Origin of the sequence: Pseudomonas shahriarae, assembly GCF_014268455.2 — a bacterium.
Taxonomy (GTDB): domain Bacteria; phylum Pseudomonadota; class Gammaproteobacteria; order Pseudomonadales; family Pseudomonadaceae; genus Aquipseudomonas; species Aquipseudomonas shahriarae.
In genome coordinates this window covers 3,953,089-3,969,507 of the sequence record NZ_CP077085.1, presented here as the reverse complement: position 1 = coordinate 3,969,507, position 16,419 = coordinate 3,953,089, and the positions used below count along the sequence as shown (strand labels likewise).

At 61.4% G+C, this 16,419-nt stretch carries 14 protein-coding genes; 12 read left to right on the top strand and 2 right to left on the bottom strand.

Annotated elements, in window-relative coordinates; translation table 11 throughout:
* Positions 1 to 215 precede the first annotated feature (215 nt).
* The 7 genes from HU773_RS17545 to HU773_RS17515 all read left to right on the top strand — a co-directional run bounded on the left by HU773_RS17545 (position 216) and on the right by HU773_RS17515 (position 7,056).
* Positions 216 to 716, top strand: a complete 501-nt coding sequence (locus HU773_RS17545) for a sigma-70 family RNA polymerase sigma factor (protein WP_057438495.1) — start codon at positions 216 to 218, stop codon at positions 714 to 716.
* 32 nt (positions 717 to 748) lie between these two features.
* Complete coding sequence (locus HU773_RS17540) at positions 749 to 1,717, top strand: FecR family protein (RefSeq protein ID WP_186626007.1); 969 nt, start codon at positions 749 to 751, stop codon at positions 1,715 to 1,717.
* A gap of 84 nt (positions 1,718 to 1,801) precedes the next feature.
* Positions 1,802 to 4,198, top strand: a complete 2,397-nt coding sequence (locus HU773_RS17535; RefSeq protein WP_186625998.1) for a TonB-dependent siderophore receptor — start codon at positions 1,802 to 1,804, stop codon at positions 4,196 to 4,198.
* Positions 4,199 to 4,505: 307 nt separating this feature from the next.
* Positions 4,506 to 5,348, top strand: a complete 843-nt coding sequence (locus HU773_RS27460) for a hypothetical protein (protein ID WP_225923797.1) — start codon at positions 4,506 to 4,508, stop codon at positions 5,346 to 5,348.
* 236 nt (positions 5,349 to 5,584) lie between these two features.
* Positions 5,585 to 5,932 carry a hypothetical protein gene (locus HU773_RS17525; RefSeq protein WP_152987924.1) on the top strand — a complete coding sequence of 116 codons (348 nt, stop codon included), beginning with the start codon at positions 5,585 to 5,587 and terminating at the stop codon, positions 5,930 to 5,932.
* A gap of 145 nt (positions 5,933 to 6,077) precedes the next feature.
* Entirely contained in the window at positions 6,078 to 6,452 is a 375-nt protein-coding gene (locus tag HU773_RS17520) for a hypothetical protein (RefSeq protein WP_152987925.1), read from the top strand.
* Complete coding sequence (locus HU773_RS17515) at positions 6,442 to 7,056, top strand: type III secretion effector protein (RefSeq protein WP_169990056.1); 615 nt, start codon at positions 6,442 to 6,444, stop codon at positions 7,054 to 7,056. Before HU773_RS17520 ends, HU773_RS17515 begins: the two co-directional genes overlap by 11 nt.
* Before the next feature lie 12 nt (positions 7,057 to 7,068).
* Here HU773_RS17515 and HU773_RS17510 read toward each other — a convergent pair whose 3' ends face one another.
* Both HU773_RS17510 and HU773_RS17505 read right to left on the bottom strand, forming a co-directional pair.
* Complete coding sequence (locus HU773_RS17510) at positions 7,069 to 8,220, bottom strand: MFS transporter (RefSeq protein WP_057959079.1); 1,152 nt, start codon at positions 8,218 to 8,220, stop codon at positions 7,069 to 7,071.
* A 259-nt stretch (positions 8,221 to 8,479) separates the two neighbouring features.
* Positions 8,480 to 9,142, bottom strand: coding sequence for a carboxymuconolactone decarboxylase family protein (locus HU773_RS17505; protein ID WP_186625999.1), 663 nt, complete (start codon positions 9,140 to 9,142; stop codon positions 8,480 to 8,482).
* A gap of 217 nt (positions 9,143 to 9,359) precedes the next feature.
* Here HU773_RS17505 and HU773_RS17500 point away from each other — a divergent pair, with 217 nt between their 5' ends.
* From HU773_RS17500 to HU773_RS17480, 5 genes are all read left to right on the top strand, one after another.
* A complete protein-coding gene (locus HU773_RS17500) occupies positions 9,360 to 10,331 on the top strand; it encodes a diaminopimelate epimerase (protein WP_186626000.1) in 972 nt (323 codons plus the stop codon).
* Positions 10,332 to 10,621: 290 nt separating this feature from the next.
* On the top strand, positions 10,622 to 12,643 hold the full coding sequence (locus tag HU773_RS17495; protein WP_186626001.1) for a type VI secretion system Vgr family protein: 2,022 nt from the start codon (positions 10,622 to 10,624) through the stop codon (positions 12,641 to 12,643).
* Positions 12,643 to 13,473: a DUF4123 domain-containing protein gene (locus HU773_RS17490; protein ID WP_186626002.1), complete on the top strand. Its 831-nt coding sequence runs from the start codon at positions 12,643 to 12,645 to the stop codon at positions 13,471 to 13,473. The genes HU773_RS17495 and HU773_RS17490 overlap by 1 nt, the downstream gene beginning before the upstream one ends.
* On the top strand, positions 13,470 to 14,249 hold the full coding sequence (locus HU773_RS17485; RefSeq protein ID WP_186626003.1) for a hypothetical protein: 780 nt from the start codon (positions 13,470 to 13,472) through the stop codon (positions 14,247 to 14,249). The genes HU773_RS17490 and HU773_RS17485 overlap by 4 nt, the downstream gene beginning before the upstream one ends.
* Before the next feature lie 14 nt (positions 14,250 to 14,263).
* Positions 14,264 to 16,414: a lipase family protein gene (locus tag HU773_RS17480; RefSeq protein WP_186626004.1), complete on the top strand. Its 2,151-nt coding sequence runs from the start codon at positions 14,264 to 14,266 to the stop codon at positions 16,412 to 16,414.
* Positions 16,415 to 16,419: the final 5 nt, after the last annotated feature.

The following is a 16,419-nucleotide window of genomic DNA, read 5'->3' as shown; positions in this document are numbered from 1 at the left end:
ATAGCGGTGGATCAGCCAACATCAATGTAAGCAGTGCCGACGCCATCGCAGCCTCGCAGGGGCTCGACAGCTCCCACCGGGTTTACCGGTGTTTGTTGGATTCTCACCATAACTGATCGGCGTTGGCGGCAATCGCAGCCAGGGCGACGGTCAGTAATTGCTCTCGTTAATAGGAAGCATTACTATTCACGCCCCGCCTACCCAGTGCACCGTCGATGACTCCCCAGCCGCCCCGCAGACCAGGCTTTTTCGCGTACTACGAAGAGTTGGTCGGGACCTGGACGCGTCGCTTGCGCAATCGCCAGCAGGCCGAGGACCTGGCCCACGATACGTTTGTGCGGGTATTGGAGTCCAAGTCGGCGCGGGTCGAGCAGCCGCGTGCCTATTTGCACCAGACGGCGCGCAATATCGCGGTGGATGCCTATCGGCGTGCAGACCGGCGCGAAGCACTGGAACTGCAAGGCCTTGACCAGAGTGCGCCGCACAGTGGCGACCCGGAGCATTTCATGCACGCCGTCCAGTTGGCGGACTCCATCGAGCGGGCCCTGGCCGAATTGCCCCTCAATTGCCGCAGGATTTTCATCTGGCAAAAAATCGAAGGCATGACCCAACAGGAAATCGCCGAGCGCCTGGGGCTTTCTAAAAACATGGTGGAAAAGTATATGATCCGCACCCTGCGGCATCTGCGCGAGCGCCTGGATGCGCTGGCCCCATGACCAATGCCCGCTTTGAAACAGGACCTTCCATGATGGATACCCGCGAGTGTGCCTGTGGCAGCGCAACGGTGCGCGACGAGGCGGCGCAGTGGTTTGTGCGTCTGCAGGACCCGCCCCTGAGCGTTGAGGACCAGGGTCTTTTTGACAGTTGGTGTAGGGAGCATCCCGCGCACCAGTATGAGTTCGAGGTGCTGCAGGGGCTGTGGAGCGCCGCCGACCTGCTGCCCAAGGTGCGTTTGCAGGCCCTGCTCGATACGCCTGTGCCGCGCAAGCGTCGCGGGGCCGTGGGCTATGCCATGGCGGCCAGCGTGTTGGCGGTGGCCGTCGGCCTTGGGTTGTTCAGTGGCCTGGACCACCCGGGCGGCTATGATGCGGAATTCAGCACCGGGTTGGGCGAGCGTCGACAGGTGGCGCTGCCGGATGGCTCGCTGATGGACCTCAACAGCCGTAGCGTGGTGGCGGTGCATTACGAAAAGGGCCGGCGTGGGATCGAACTCAAGCAGGGTGAAGCGCTGTTCAGCGTTGAGCACGACACCCACCGGCCTTTTGTGGTGCAGGCCGGGGCAGGGCAGGTGACGGTCACCGGGACCCGGTTTGACGTGCGCCGCGACGATGACCAGACCCGCGTGGTGGTCGAGGCCGGAACGGTCAAGGTGCAAGGGCAGGCTGCCCAGCCAGCGGTCACCCTGACCGCCGGCCTCGGTACCTCGATCGACCTTCAGGGCGCGGTCGCGGCGGCCCGCCCGGTCAACGCCCAGGCACTGCTGGCCTGGCAGACCGGCAAGCTGGTGTTCAACGATGCCAGCCTGGCCGAGGTGGCCCGGGAAGTCTCGCGCTACCGCGAAAAACCCTTGCGGGTCAGCGCTGCCGCCAGCGAGTTGCGCCTGACCAGCGTGTTCAAATCCGATGACACCGATGCCTTGCTCAAGGCCCTGCCGCACATTCTGCCGGTGGCTCTGCGCACGCTGCCCGACGGTAGCCAGGAAATAATTTCACGCTAGGTTCAGGTTTTTTCCGAGTTCTTCGTCTTCTTGTCCAACTGCAACTGGTTTGCATTAACAGCCGCGCTTTCTTGGGATTACGACGTGACAAAACTCGCTGCGAACAACAATAAAACTGCCCGCTGGGCGCCATTGGCCCTGGCCCTGGCGATCAGTACTGCGGCCTATGCCGACGATGCCATCCACATCAAGGCCCAGCCACTGGGGGCGGCACTGAGCCAATTGGGCCAGCAAACCTCACTGCAAGTGTTTTTCAGCCCGCAGATGGTGGCCGGCAAACAAGCCCCGGCCGTCGATGGCAACCTGTCGCCGGAGCAGGCCCTGCGCCAGTTGCTGCAAGGCAGCGGCCTGGACTACCAGATCGACTCGGGCTCGGTGACATTGCATCCCCTCGCCACTGGCACCGGTGAAGCCGGTTCACCCCTGGAACTTGGCGCGACCTCGATCCAGGTGGTGGGCGACTGGCTGGGCGATGCCAACGCCGAAGTGGTGCAGAACCATCCCGGCGCGCGTACCGTGATCCGGCGCGAGGCTATGGTAGAGCAGGGCGCGATGAACGTCGGTGACGTGCTGCGCCGGGTGCCTGGGGTGCAGGTGCAGGAATCCAACGGTACCGGTGGCAGCGATATTTCCCTCAACGTCGGCGTACGCGGCCTGACATCGCGCTTGTCGCCGCGCTCCACAGTGTTGATCGACGGCATTCCTGCGGCGTTCGCACCCTATGGCCAGCCCCAGTTGTCGATGGCACCGATTTCCGCCGGTAACCTGGAGAGCATCGACGTGGTACGCGGCGCCGGTTCCGTGCGGTATGGCCCACAGAACGTCGGCGGCGTGATCAACTTCGTGACCCGGGCGATCCCCGAGACCTTTTCCGGTGAGGTCGGCACCACCCTGCAGACCTCGTCCCATGGCGGCTGGAAACATGTCGACAACGCATTTATCGGCGGCACCGCAGACAACGGCATTGGCATGGCGCTCCTGTATTCCGGGGTCAATGGCAACGGTTATCGCGACAGCAACAACGGTAACGACATTGACGATGTGATCCTCAAGACCCACTGGGCGCCGACCGATCAAGACGATTTCACCCTCAATTTCCATTACTACGACGCCAGCGCCGATATGCCCGGCGGCCTGACCCAGAAGCAGTTCGACGCCAACCCTTACCAGTCGGTGCGCGACTGGGACAACTTCAGCGGCCGGCGCAAGGATGTGTCCTTCAAGTACATCCGCCAGATCGACGACCGCACCCAGGCCGAAGTGCTGACCTATTATTCCGACAGTTTCCGGGGCAGCAACATCGCCAACCGTGACCTGAAAACCCTCAGCTCCTACCCGCGGACCTACTACACGTTCGGCATCGAGCCACGGGTGTCCCATGTGTTCGAGCTGGGCCCGACCACCCAGGAAGCCAGTATCGGCTATCGCTACTTGAAAGAAGGCATGCACGAGCAGGCCACCAGTCTCAACCTGATCAACAACGTGCCGACGCCGGGTGGCCAGAGTGACGGCCATGTGTACCAGGACCGCACCGGTGGCACTGAGGCCAACGCGTTCTATATTGATGACAAGATCGACGTGGGCAAGTGGACGATTACCCCCGGTATCCGCTTTGAAAGCATTCGCACCCAATGGCATGACCGCCCGGTGGTGGCGCTCAATGGTTCCCGCACCCAGGAGAAGCACCGCGCGATCAAGAACAACGAACCGTTGCCGGCGCTGAGCGTGATGTACCACGTGTCCGATGCCTGGAAGCTGTTCGCCAACTATGAAACATCCTTCGGCAGCCTGCAGTATTTCCAGCTGGGCCAGGGCGGAAATGGCGACCAGACGGCCAACGGCCTGCAACCGGAAAAGGCCAAGACCTACGAGATCGGCACCCGCTACAACGACAACGTCTGGGGCGGCGAAGTGACGCTGTTTTACATCGACTTCTCCGATGAGTTGCAATACGTCAGCAATGACGTGGGCTGGACCAACCTGGGCGCGACCAAACACACGGGTATCGAAGCTTCGGCCCATTACGACCTGGCCGACCTCGACCCACGTCTGGAGGGCCTGAGTGCCAATGCCGGCTTTACCTACACCAAGGCGACCGCTGAAGGTGATGTGGCGTTCAAGGGCCGTGACCTGCCGTTGTACTCCCGGCAAGTGGCGACCCTGGGGCTGCGTTATGCCGTCAATCACTGGACCCATAACCTGGACGCGTATGCCCAGTCCGGCCAGCGCGCGCCAGGCACCACCAACACCTATATCACCGAACCGACCGCCGACGGCCAGTACGGGGATATCCCGGGGTATGTTTCCGTCAATGTGCGCAGTGGCTATGACTTCGGCCCGCAACTGTCGAACCTGAAGTTGGGTGTTGGGGTGAAAAACGTGTTTGACCAGCAGCACTTCACCCGTTCCAGCGACAACAACGCCGGGATTTACCTGGGTGAGCCACGCACCTTCTTTGTACAGGCGAGCGTGGGGTTCTGACGGGGAATCGTCGCCTGCCGGCGACGATTTTTCTATTGATGGGGGGCGTCGCTGCTGACGCCCTTCCACGCGCTTTTCCTCTTGGCCTTTCTCTTGCTCCTTACGATCCTTCAGCCGAGGTTGAAGGGGACGTTGGCGGGCTTCCTACCTTTTTTAGGCGATTTTCGTCGCTTTCCGGAACCGAACTCCCCCAGTCCGCCACAGACACAATTAGCCCACTGTGCACAGACATCCGGTGATCAATTTATCGCCTGGGTGCTTCGGACGGTGAGGTACATCGTGTCAACAAGCCGCACTGGAGAACATTATGTCGGTACCTGCGTTCAATCAGCCTGTCGTCAATCTACCGAATGACGCCATGCGTCACGAGGCCGAGGCCAACACCACGGGCGCTGCGGCGTCGGCCGCCGGGCCAGCCGCCAAGGGGCCTAGTTTCAACGGGCCAGAGAGCAAATCTGGGCCGGTGTTTGCGGCTGCGCAGCCGATGGCACAAGGCGCCGCCGGCGTACAGGCCGATGCCGCCCGGGGGGGCAGGCCCCCGCTCCCTGGGAGCCCGCCGCCAAGGCCCTTCCCGCAGCAACCCGATCCGATCTATTCAAAGCGCAGCCATGATCAGTTGGCCCAGCAACTTCTGGATAATTTCAAGGCGTTCAACGATCCGAAAAACCCGGACTACATTACGCCGCAGGGGTTGAAAGCAAAGGCTGAAACACCCCTGACAAAGTACCCGCACAAGAATCAGGACATCCGGCTGGCCAGGGAAATCATGAAGCGTCCGGACCTGCTCAAAGCGCTTGACCGTGATGGTCGTACGGGGGGGCTGGATGCTCAGATCAGCCGTCAAAACATCTATGACGTCATCCGCTCTGATAACCCCTTGAAGTACAAGGACGATGAACAACTCGCCAAGGACATGCTGAAGAATTTCAATCAGCTCAAAGGCAGTTTCTGGAGCAAAGACATCAAGGTCGCCGATCTCAATGCCAGGGCCCAGCGCCCGTTGACAGGTAACCCTCATCGGGACCAACTCACCCACCTGGCGAGGGAGGTCTTCAACCGCTCCAACTTGCTGCAACAAATGGACAACGTTGCTAGCCCCGACTATGACGGCAGAATCAGCAAGCGTGGGTTGAAGAAGTTGTCCCATTAAACCGCCGGTATTGCACTGGGAGCACACAACCGGGAAGCGCCGCGAGTCTTTCGCGGTATTTCCCGGTTCGACCAGGGTTGCCAGTCTTGCGGATGACCGCTCTGGCTGGGGCTGCACGTGTCCACTTATCGCCTGCCACTTCGCTGATCAGGAACTGTTTTCAGCGGTTTGCCACATAACGTGTATCTGACGGCCTTTATGACGCCGGCAGTTTCACTCAAAGAGAGGGTGTTGACATGACTTCAACGTCGTTTGGAACTCAAACTCCCGGCCTGCCGCAATCCCTTCTTGCTCCACCTTGCGAAAACACGACGCAGAGACAACTTTTCGATGCCCAGAATCAGGCTGTGCCGGGAGGGGAAGGCACCGAAGCCCAACGGGTAAGGAATTTTTCCGGCCAGTACACCTTCAAGGCCCCGGCGGCGGATGACTTCGCCAAAGGCATGCAGTCCTACCGCGCCACTGCCGTCCCAACCACCACCATGCAGACGCCTGCGGGTACGACGAGCGGGTTGATCAATGCCATAAAAGCCTTGCTGGGCGGTTCTCGATCAGGAGCATTGTCGCCCCGAGAACCTGACTGAGGGCCGCGCCCAGGACTGACCATTGTTTACATACAGACATCGAAATTGATCGGGTGCCCCGGAACCATTGCCGGTGGTTGGCCACATACTTTGCGCTTGCTGGAAACCCACCCTTGCACTGACGGTGGTGGCAGCCGGTCTGAGTATGGATCTAGAAAAGGTGGATATGAACATGGCAATTGACGGTGGGGTACCTCTCCTGCGGCCCGATGTTACGAGCCGCCATGAAGCGATACCGGATGACGCACAACAGAAAGCTCATGCTGCTTCAAGCGAGACCACGCCGCGTGGCTGGCAGGCCGATAATCAACCTTTGCCCAGCACTATCCGCTCTTCGGGATTCCGCCGCCCGTTGCGGTGGGCCACGCCCGATGAGGTCATGCTGCATCATCAGGAGCTGAGAAACGCGCCCTCGACGCGTACCCCCAATGTGAACCCCTACACCCAATTGCCGGACCGCCAGTTAGTCAAGGCGCTGGGTGACCATTTTTCCGTGCTGGAAAATTTTCATGAAAAATGAAGGACTGAAACTGTCGTCGCTGCGGCGAATTGCCAGTGCAAAAATGACTGACACACCGGCGCTCAACAACGCCATTCTGCTGGCCAGGGCACTGGTCCAGCGCCCGCGGTTGATCGAAGCGATCCTTGACGAAGAGGGGTTTATAACGCGGCAAAGTCTGGAGCGGGCGGTACAGGGTGTGTTTGGCAACAGCGACCCCAATGCCTTCAGTCCGGATCCTTTTCACGCCAAGACCAATGTCGAGTTGGTGCTGGCGTTCAGGGCCGCTTTTGATGAACTGCGTGACAGATCCCGGGACCGCACGGGCTTTTTTGAGAGTGTCGGCTACGTCCAGATCGAACGGCTTGTGTCAATCAGTAAGGATCCGGATGAAACGGACCAGAACGGTGCCGTTATCCGAGACCCTGCCACGGGGTTACCGAAAAAAATGTACAGCGAACAACTGGTGTATATGTCAAAAAACTTGGTGGACCGTCCCAGGCTTTTGAGTTCCCTGGAACGCATCCATTCTGGCTGGCGACGTATTTACGGTAGTCATTACCAGAAGGGATGGCTGAGCAACAAAGACCTTGACGGCTGGCTTGAAAACACTAGAGACCTGTAGCGCCTGGGGGCCTTACACCCGCAGTATTTTGCCGCTGATCGCCACCGCCAACAGCAGCACGGCGATCAACACAAAGGCCACGCTCAGGCTGCTGCCGTGGGCGATAAAACCAATCAGCGCGGGGCCTGCGAGAATACCGGCATATCCCAGGGTGGTAATGGCGGGCACCGCAATGTGCTCCGGCATGACCGTTTGCTTGCCCACCGCGGTGTACAGCACCGGCACGATATTCGAACAGCCGGCACCGACCAGGGCATAACCCAGCAGGGCGGTTTCCCATGCCGGGAGCAGGGTGGCCAGCAGCATGCCGGCGGTGGCCAGCAAACCACCGATCACGATCACCCGTTTGGCACCCAGGCGGCGCACAATGGCATCGCCGGTCAGGCGGCCGAGGGTCATGGTCAAGGCAAACGCCGCATAACCCAGGCCCGCGTAGGCTTCGTCGAGGCCGCGTTCGTCACTGAGAAACACCGCGCTCCAATCGAGCACGGCACCCTCTGCCAGGAATACGATAAAACACAGGCAGCCGATAAACAGCACCACCCCATGGGGGATGGCGAAGGCCGGGCCGGAGCTTTCGCTGCCGTAGGGCAACAAGTGCGGGGCCGCCTTGAGCAAGGCGCCCAGGGTAATCACGATAACCACCAGGGTGGCCGAAAGCGGTGACAGCCCCAGGCCGAGCAGCGCACTGACACCTGCCGCCCCCACAATCCCCCCCAGGCTGAACAGCCCATGGAAGCCCGACATCATGGTTTTGCCACTGGCCCGCTCAACAATCACCGCCTGCAGGTTGACGGTGGAGTCCACCGTGCCCAGGCCTGCACCAAACAGAAACAATCCGGCCATCAGCAAGGGTATCGAGCTGACCGTGGCCAGCATCGGCAAGGCCACGCAGAGCAGCAGCGTCCCGGCGCTCAACACCCGGCGGCAGCCGAAGCGTGACGCCAGCGCGCCGGCCATTGGCATGGCAATGATCGACCCCACTCCCAGGCACAACAGCAACAGGCCCAGGGTGCCTTCGTTGAGCTGCGCGCGGGCCTTGGCATAGGGGACCAACGGTGCCCAGGCCGCGATGCCGAAGCCGGCAATAAAAAACGCGATACGGGTCGACATTTGTTCCAGGCGTCCCGGAACCACAGGCGCCTGGGGGGTGATGGCAGTCATGAATATCCTTGGTTTTGCGTTCAGCGAACGATGTCCAGCGCGACATCCTTGCACATCAGGCCCTATCGAGCGAGCCAGGTTCCCTTGCGGACCGCGAAGTTTTTACTGACAACACGGAACACTTTTACCGTTGATCACCACACAGAGGTTATCGGGCCTGCTTGAGGTGGCCTGGAGGGTGCGTAATCCCTGTGAGTAGCGTTGAACCCCAGGCTGCTTGCACAGGATTACCACCTTCCAGGCCACTTCTGCGCGTGGGTCAGTTGGGGGTTGGGAGATATGCCCTGACTTGCACTACGTCGGCGCCAGCGACCCGCACCAGGAGGGTGCCACGGGGCGTGGTTTCCTGGCCGATGTAACTCTCCACCAGCACCCGATCCGCAGCCGTGGCGTGCAGCGATAGCTTATGGGGTTTGCGCAGCAGCTTTCGAGCCTGGGCGTCCACCGGGAATGACGGCTGGCCCCGGCGCACACTGTCGCAAAACGCTACTGCCACGGCCCGTGGCGGCGGTGGTGGCGGCGAGGGCAGGTTGGCTGCGGTGAACAGCAGGTTGAGCTGCTCGGCGGTGGCGACGGCACGGGGGAAACCGGTAAAGGCCGAGGCCACCAGCAGCAGTTCAGTCAGCTCCCCAGGCGCCAGGCCTTGGGCCAGGCTGGTCTTGAAATGCACGCTCAACGGCGGGCCGACCATACCGGCGGCGACGATCGCGGCAAAGATCGCTGCTTCCTGCAAGCGCGGATCAAGGCCCGGGCGCTCGTGCAGATAGCCGTACACCACACCGACCGCCAATTCGCCCAGGGCCGGCGCGGTATGGAACAACGCATCCAGGCGTGCGCCGCCATCCGGTACCCGCTCAATGAGTGTTTTGCGGCCGGCGCGGTAAAGCGTTTCAACGGGGCTCTGCGGGGCAAGTGTCTTCATGGTGCATCCTCCAGGAAAATGAGGACGGCGTTTGCTCGACTGCGCACGGACTTCGGCCTGATGAAAACGTCCATCCAGCGACACAGGAGTGTAGGGCGCGCTGGTTTTTTTGCCATGCTCGGCGCGCTCGCTGTTGGTGTCCTACGCTGAGATCGCCCACAATCGCCAGGCACTTTTCCCATGGCTGACCATCGGCGGATGCTGAGGTGATCTCACAATGACCCTGTTCTACGACGCTCGCGGCAATATCTACGGTGTGGCCAGCCCGGCCCTGTTGCGCAGCCGGGGCCTTGCCGTGCCCGATAACGCCGCCCTGGCCGCCAGCACTCGCCAGGCGTGGACGGGGCTGGCGATAGCGTCCGAATGTGGCTGGGGGACGTCGCTGCGCCCAGCCGAGGCCAAGGCCTTTCGCTGCGACGGTTTGCTGGTCGGGCCGTTCCAGGCTGCACCGCCGTATGACCTGCTGATCGTCAATACCGACGGTTCCCTGGCCGAGCGCAGCGGCAATGGCTTGACGATCTTTGCCCAGGCCCTGACGGACGCGGGGCTGATGACCCAGGCCTGCGAGCTACGGGTACACCACGATCAACCTGATGGGGTGACGCCGCTGGTGACCGGGGTTGAACCGGCGGTCTATGGGGAGCTCCATGGGTTCTGGCTGGCACTGGGGCAGCCAGCATTCGGGCCGCAGGCAGTGGCAGCGATGGGGCCGGAAAGCGCCGAGCCTGGCCCAGTGAATGAGCTGGCTGCGATCAACCCGCAATGGACCCGCAGCCAATTTGTGCGTATCGGCAACCCCCATTGCGTGACCTTGGTCGAACACGTATCGGCCTTGCCGGACAATCGGCAGATGCACCAACCTGATCTGTTCGAGCCGTTGAAAGCGATTGCCTTCGCTCCTCCCGCAGGTGATGGCCGGCCCTGTGCGGCCGGGGTCAACCTGCAATGGGCAGCGCGAGACTCTGCCAATCGGCTGATTGCCCGGGTGTTCGAGCGCGGTGAGGGGCCCACGGCATCCTCCGGGACCAGTGCCAGCGCAGTGGCCTGTGCGGCATGGCGGGCGGGTTGGGTCGAGGCGGGAGAGGTGGCCGTGGTGATGCCGGGCGGTACGGCGCCAGTACGCTTGCACGTTCAGGCAGATGCGCTGCTGGGTGTCAGCCTGTTCGGGACCGCGATGCTTCAAGGCTGAGGTACGTGATGGCTTAACTAAGTGTCAGTTGTTTCTTTATTGTTTAGTTATTGTTTGAAGCGTCGCGTAAGGAAGTTCCTGCTGTTAGGGCTTGCTTTGTTTTGAGGATTTCTCATCTTGTAAAAGAGACTTCCATTGTGTCCGTACGAAACTTCTTTTTTATTTTCAAAGCGCCGAATTCTCGTGGATCTCGCTAATCTTTAGAGCGTTCAGGCACTTCTTTGGCCGCAGGTTTTTTGTTTGGCGGGAGGGAGTATTTCAGTCAGATAGTGGATGGCGGGTAACAACGGATGGTGAGTGCGTTTGTTTCGTCACGTTTCAACTTTATTGTTCAAGGCATGGAGACAGACTTCCAAGTACTGGCATTCAAAGGCCGCGAAGCCCTTGACCAGCCCTACTTCATCGAAGTGCAACTGGTCAGCGAAAACCCCGGCCTTGACCTAGAAGCATTGCTGCACCAGCCGGCCTATCTAGGCTTCGGTGAAATGGGCGAAGGTTTGCACGGGCAGGTGTATGCCGTCGGTCGCGATGACCCCGGGGGCCGGCTCACTCGTTATCGCCTGACCCTGGCGCCGCGCCTGGCGTGGCTGGAGCATCGGCGCGACCAGCGCATCTTTCAACAACGCAGCGTGCCGCAGATCATCGCGGCCGTGCTCGAGCACCACGGCATCCTGGCCGACGCGTATGCCTTCGAGTTGGGTCCGGTGGTCTATCCGCCCCGCACGTTCTGTGTGCAATACGCGGAAACCGACCTGCACTTCCTCCAGAGGCTGTGTGAGGAGGAGGGGATTCACTACCACTTTCGCCACAGCCCGGACGCCCATGTATTGGTGTTTGGGGATGACCAGACGGTGTTCCGTCGCCTGCCTGCACAGCGTTATCGCCCTGCCAGCGGGCCGGCCGCCGAGGCACGGGTGATCCAGCGTTTCGATGTGCGCCTGGCGACGCGCAGCCGCCAGGCAGTGCGCCGTGATCACGACTTCGAGCATCCTTCACGGCGTTTGCAGGAACACGCCGGGGCTGCATCGGTGCTGCCTCTTGAGGACTACCATTACCCCGCCGGGTTTACCGGCCATGCGCGGGGTGTGCAATTGGCGCGTCGCAGCCTGGAGCGCCATCAGCGCGACCGTCACCGGGCCTTGGGCAAGAGTGATCAACCGGCGTTGTGCAGTGGTCATTTCCTGCCGTTGCACGATCACCCGCAGCCTGCCTGCAATGACTTGTGGCTGCTTACGTCGGTGCGTCACGAGGGGTATCAACCCCAGGCGCTGGAGGAGGCGATGCCCGCTGGCGACAGGTTTCAGGGCTATCGCAACCGCTTCAACGCCACGCCCTGGCGTGCGATCCACCGCCCGGCGCTCAAGCATCCCAAGCCAACCATTACCGGCAGCCAGACAGCCACTGTGACGGGCCCGGTGGGCGAGGAGGTGCATTGCGATGCCTACGGCCGGGTGAAGGTGCGTTTTCACTGGGATCGCCTGGACAAGGCCAGTGATAAAAGCAGTTGTTGGGTACGGGTGGCTTCCGGCTGGGCGGGCGACGGTTTTGGCGCGATCATGACGCCCCGGGTCGGCATGGAAGTGCTGGTGACCTTCCTGGAGGGCGACCCGGACCGGCCATTGATCAACGGTTGCCTGCCCAATGCGCGGCACATGCCGCCTTATCCACTGCCGCAACACAAGACCTGCAGTGTATTGCGCAGCCGCAGTTCCCCAGGTGGTGCGGGCGGCAATGAATTGCACCTGGAGGACCGCCTGGGTGAAGAGCTTATCTACCTGCGGGCCCAGCGGGACTGGCAGCAGCAGGTAGGGCGTGACAGCCACCTGGAAGTCGGCGGGGAGCGGCGGGAAACCATTCGCGGCCCGAGCACGGTGCGCCTGGAAAGCGCCGAACAGCGACATGTCAGTGGTGATCGCAAGGTGGTCCTGGGTGCGAGCGATCACCTCCAGGTGCAGGGCGATAGCCTGGCCTATATCGGCCAGGCCCTGGTGATCGAGGCAGGGCAACAGGTTCATCTCAAGGCGGGTGCCAGCCTGGTGATCGACGCTGGCGCGCAGTTGAGCCTCAAGGCCGGAGGCGAGCACGTACTGATCCAGGCCGGTGGGATCTTCAGCAGTCGCCCGATTACCCTGGGTGGCCAACCGGCCGTTGCGCGCTCGGCCAGCCCTGCGGGTGCGGCCGTCAGCGGTGCGGAAATTTCAGCGGCCCAGGCTGTCGTCATGAGCATGGCCCGGCAACTGGATGCGGATTTCTGCCCGGTATGTGAACGCTGCCGCGAAGGCGTGTGCGACATCCGCGGGAGGGCGGCCTGATGCTGCGTACACCGGGCCAATGGATGACCCAACAGCAGCAGGCAGGACGCCGGCTGTGTTTGATTCTTGAGGGAAACAGCAACGCCCGTCAGCCGCTGATGGCGCCTCGCAACCTGGGGCAATGTTGCAGCCTTTACGGTGGCAGTGCAGTGGCGGCCCTGGCGGCTGACGGGCCGGTGGTCCTCCTGGTGGAGCAGTTCGATGAACCTGCGCTTGTGGGGTTGCTCGAGCACCCTGAGATGAACTGGGGCTGGCTGGGCAGCTTGCCCGACGCGGACCTGGGCGACGTCATCGAGCATTGGCAGGCGCGTATGCTGGTGGGGCCACCGGGCAATCAGGCCCTGTACCGTTTCCACGACAACCGCACCCTGGGGCGTGCGCTGACCAGCGTGCCGGTAGCGCAATGGCCGGCCTATCTCGGGCCACTGATCAGCGTCTGCTACTGGCACGAAGAGCAATGGTGCTGCGCCAACAACCCAGCGCCCGGAAAGTACCCGATACCCGACCCCGCTCCTTGGCTCAACATCCCCAACCCCCAGGCCTCGGCCATTCTGCAGGCGAATATCCTGCGCTACCTGCTGGCCGAACACAGCGAAAGCCTTGCGGCGTTGGTCGAGTTCCAGGATCCAGGGGTATGGCTGGCCCAGGTACTGGACGAGGCCCGCAGTTGGCAATGGCACGGCGCTCTGCAACTGGAATTTTTGGTGGTGCGGCGCTTGGCAGAGGCAACCGGGCCCAGGGTGATTCAGTGGCAGCCGCTGAAGAGGGAGGCGCCAGAGGAACACTTCAGGCGGGTGGCGGAGCAATGGCGCACGTTGGGGCAAGCATGAGTAACCAGGCGTGTGGAGTTCTGCTGGTGCTGGGTATGGCCTGGACATCGGGATGTGCTGTGGTGCCCGTTGATCGCTTTACCTTGGAGGTGGATTTGCCAGCCAATTTCCGCGTTAAAAGCGCCGCTAACTACAGCCCCGCAGCAGGTGAACGTTGCACCTTGCCTTGGCGTCGAGGCAAAAGGCCCGAGCGGAAGATTTTTAGTGTTCCCTACAGCCCGGTAGCCAGCCGCGTGACCCAGACGCTGCCCCTGACTGAAACAGTCGAGGGCTGCCCGTTGGTATTGCGCAGCGTGGAGTTTGATTTTTATGCGCGGTGGGGCGCGCGCGATACGGATGTTGGCGGAGATATTGCGGCTATCCATATTCAGGATCGTTTAGACGCGGATGGGCCGGGGAGGCCTGAGTCGGGGGGGCTGGAGTTGCAAGCACGATGCAGGTGGTTCTTTCGCACAGTGGGGCCGGTGCGTGCGATCAGGAAAATCCTCATGTGCAGATCAGTGGATGCAAATGGGCTTTCAGGTAAAGCGTCGGCAGGCGGCGCTGTGCAACGAGATCGACTGGCGGGGCAAAAACTCAGGCTGGTGTTGAACCTGTCTGACGAAGAGCTACCTGCCTTTGACGATAACTGGGTAGCTGTTCCAAACGGCTGGAGGCGGTGCCGGGGTGAGAGTTTCGAAGATATGTTCGCGTACTGCCGGGGCAATACGACCGACTTCAAGCCTATAAAAATGCCTGATGGACGTATCTGTGATGTTTATCCAACGTGCAACTAACAGGGAGTGAAGTCATGGAGTTGGAGGCATGGAAGCAGGAGTTTTTCAGTGACAAGATGCCGGCGTGCCCACGGCGAGGGCACTGGGTGAGTTTTTGTTTGGTCGATGAAACCGGCAATGGCAAGAATTATGGGGGGCTGCCGTACTCGTTCCATGACAGTGCCGGGCAACAATACAGCGGTAGATTGAATGGAGAGGGCTTCGCCAAAATAACGGATTTTTACTGTGGTCCTGTGGTGCTTACGTTGGATGAGCCCTATACCGGGACAGAAGTACCGTATCACCGACTGACGACGCGCCTGACTTACAAGCTACCCATCACCGAACTTCAGGTTCGCGCCGAACGAAGCGAGTTTTCTACCGGGGATGGCCAGCGTCTCGAGGGCAACCCAGCAAGACGACAAGCCGATCGGTTCTACCAGGTCGAAGTGCGCGATCTGGTTCGCCATGTTGCCCACCTGCCACCGCTGGCGCCACGGTCTCACGGCCCCCAGCCACATGCCCTGAAAATGATGGCCGACCTTGGGTTTGGCCCACCCCAGCCCGAGTTGTCGGGCGTGGTGCTGTTCCCCAACCAGCACACGGCGCTGGAAGTCCGACCCTTGCGGGCACTGCGCCCGATGCTGTCGAGGGACGACGAATTCTGTGCCTTGAACCTGTACCAACTGGCATTGATGGCGACCTTGAGTTACTGCCGTTTTGGCCAGGAGCCGGCCACTCACCCGCAAGATGAAGTCCATTTTCCTCTGGACCCCAGCATCGGCCATCTATTTGCTGAAAAACTCGCGGGGTATCAGCAGGCCTGGAGGGTCGATGCCGAGCAAGTCCGGCGTTTTTACCCGCTGTATGAGGATGTCCCATACTCGCGGCGTTTCGAGATCCTGCCCTTCGACCCTCAGTTGTATCCGCAGAACAGTCCGCAGTTGGAGGCGAGGCAGGAGCATCCGGCGCGTCTGCATTTTTTCGATGACGAAGAGCAGGGTACCGATACCCAGGCCTTTATCAGCCATCACGATGAAGTGGTGCTGATTGCGGTGCGGGGCACGGCCAGTGCGGCGGATGGCCTGCGTGACGCGAATGCCCACCAGGTACCTTTCGCGGACGGCATCGGTAAGGTCCATGAAGGCTTTTACCAGGCGTACCGTGCCTTGCGTGACTTTGTATTGCGCTATCTGGATCAGTTCTACAGCGGCCAACGCATCGTGATTTGTGGCCACAGCCTGGGTGGGGCCATCGCTTTGTTGCTGGCCGAGGGACTGCGCCGGGTCAAGGATGCCGACTACAACGTGCTGCTGTACACCTACGGTGCCCCGCGCGCCGCCGATGCTGAATTCACAGGGGGAGCGGCTGCCCTGGTTCACCATCGTATCGTCAACCACAATGATCCGGTCCCCAGCGTGCCGGCGACGTGGATGAACACCACGGCCAAGCTATGGGTGCCGGGCGCCGTGACCTTATTCGGCGCGCCCGCGCCGGGAGGCCTGTTGTTTGCTGCGGGGCTGGTGCGGCTCGGTGGCCAGCCCTATCGGCATCACGGCGAGCAGCAACACTTCATGCCGATCACCCTGGAGGACGGCACACAGTCCTCGGTGCTGTGGCAGCCCGGTTGTGCGTCGGTGCAGGAGGCGGCGTGTAATCACGCTTTGCGTTTGCACGGCGATATGCCCGAGCGTGACAACCTGCTCAAGCAACTGTTCCAGGCCAGCCAGCACTTCATGGTTGCCAGCTACGTGCCGGCGGCGTGGGCCACTTTACGCCGCTGGCAACAGACATTGGAGAACAGCGGCTCCCTGGTGACGGCACGGGAATACGCGTTGATCGACCACGCGCTGAGCACTCTGCGCCGACAACTGCAGGACAAGCGGCTTGAGCTGCACCGTCGCAGCCCGGCGAATGGACGCGGCCATGAGCATTACGATGCCTTGACTGCTGAAATCGACCGATTGCAAACCAGTCGCCAGCGCCTGGAAAGCCTGCGCTGGCGCCGTGTGGAAGGGCGCGATGTATACGGCAGTCACGCTTCATCCTCAAACCTGCAACCCAGCCTGGCTCGTTGGTTCAGCCACCGCGAAAACCATGAGTCGCCCCAGGTGGCAAGCATCCCGCCGGCCTTCGAGGGCGATCGGGACAAGGGCCAGACACTGGACCTGGACTCGATCGTTTAGCCTCG

Bases quoted from the DNA above. Each gene is read 5' to 3' on its own strand.
- HU773_RS17510 (WP_057959079.1), bottom strand. From the start codon at position 8,220: ATGACTGCCATCACCCCCCAGGCGCCTGTGGTTCCGGGACGCCTGGAA.
- HU773_RS17545 (WP_057438495.1), top strand. From the start codon at position 216: ATGACTCCCCAGCCGCCCCGCAGACCAGGCTTTTTCGCGTACTACGAA.
- HU773_RS17500 (WP_186626000.1), top strand. From the start codon at position 9,360: ATGACCCTGTTCTACGACGCTCGCGGCAATATCTACGGTGTGGCCAGC.
- HU773_RS17515 (WP_169990056.1), top strand. From the start codon at position 6,442: ATGAAAAATGAAGGACTGAAACTGTCGTCGCTGCGGCGAATTGCCAGT.
- HU773_RS17495 (WP_186626001.1), top strand. From the start codon at position 10,622: ATGGTGAGTGCGTTTGTTTCGTCACGTTTCAACTTTATTGTTCAAGGC.
- HU773_RS17490 (WP_186626002.1), top strand. From the start codon at position 12,643: ATGCTGCGTACACCGGGCCAATGGATGACCCAACAGCAGCAGGCAGGA.
- HU773_RS27460 (WP_225923797.1), top strand. From the start codon at position 4,506: ATGTCGGTACCTGCGTTCAATCAGCCTGTCGTCAATCTACCGAATGAC.
- HU773_RS17540 (WP_186626007.1), top strand. From the start codon at position 749: ATGGATACCCGCGAGTGTGCCTGTGGCAGCGCAACGGTGCGCGACGAG.
- HU773_RS17505 (WP_186625999.1), bottom strand. From the start codon at position 9,142: ATGAAGACACTTGCCCCGCAGAGCCCCGTTGAAACGCTTTACCGCGCC.
- HU773_RS17520 (WP_152987925.1), top strand. From the start codon at position 6,078: ATGGATCTAGAAAAGGTGGATATGAACATGGCAATTGACGGTGGGGTA.
- HU773_RS17525 (WP_152987924.1), top strand. From the start codon at position 5,585: ATGACTTCAACGTCGTTTGGAACTCAAACTCCCGGCCTGCCGCAATCC.
- HU773_RS17480 (WP_186626004.1), top strand. From the start codon at position 14,264: ATGGAGTTGGAGGCATGGAAGCAGGAGTTTTTCAGTGACAAGATGCCG.
- HU773_RS17485 (WP_186626003.1), top strand. From the start codon at position 13,470: ATGAGTAACCAGGCGTGTGGAGTTCTGCTGGTGCTGGGTATGGCCTGG.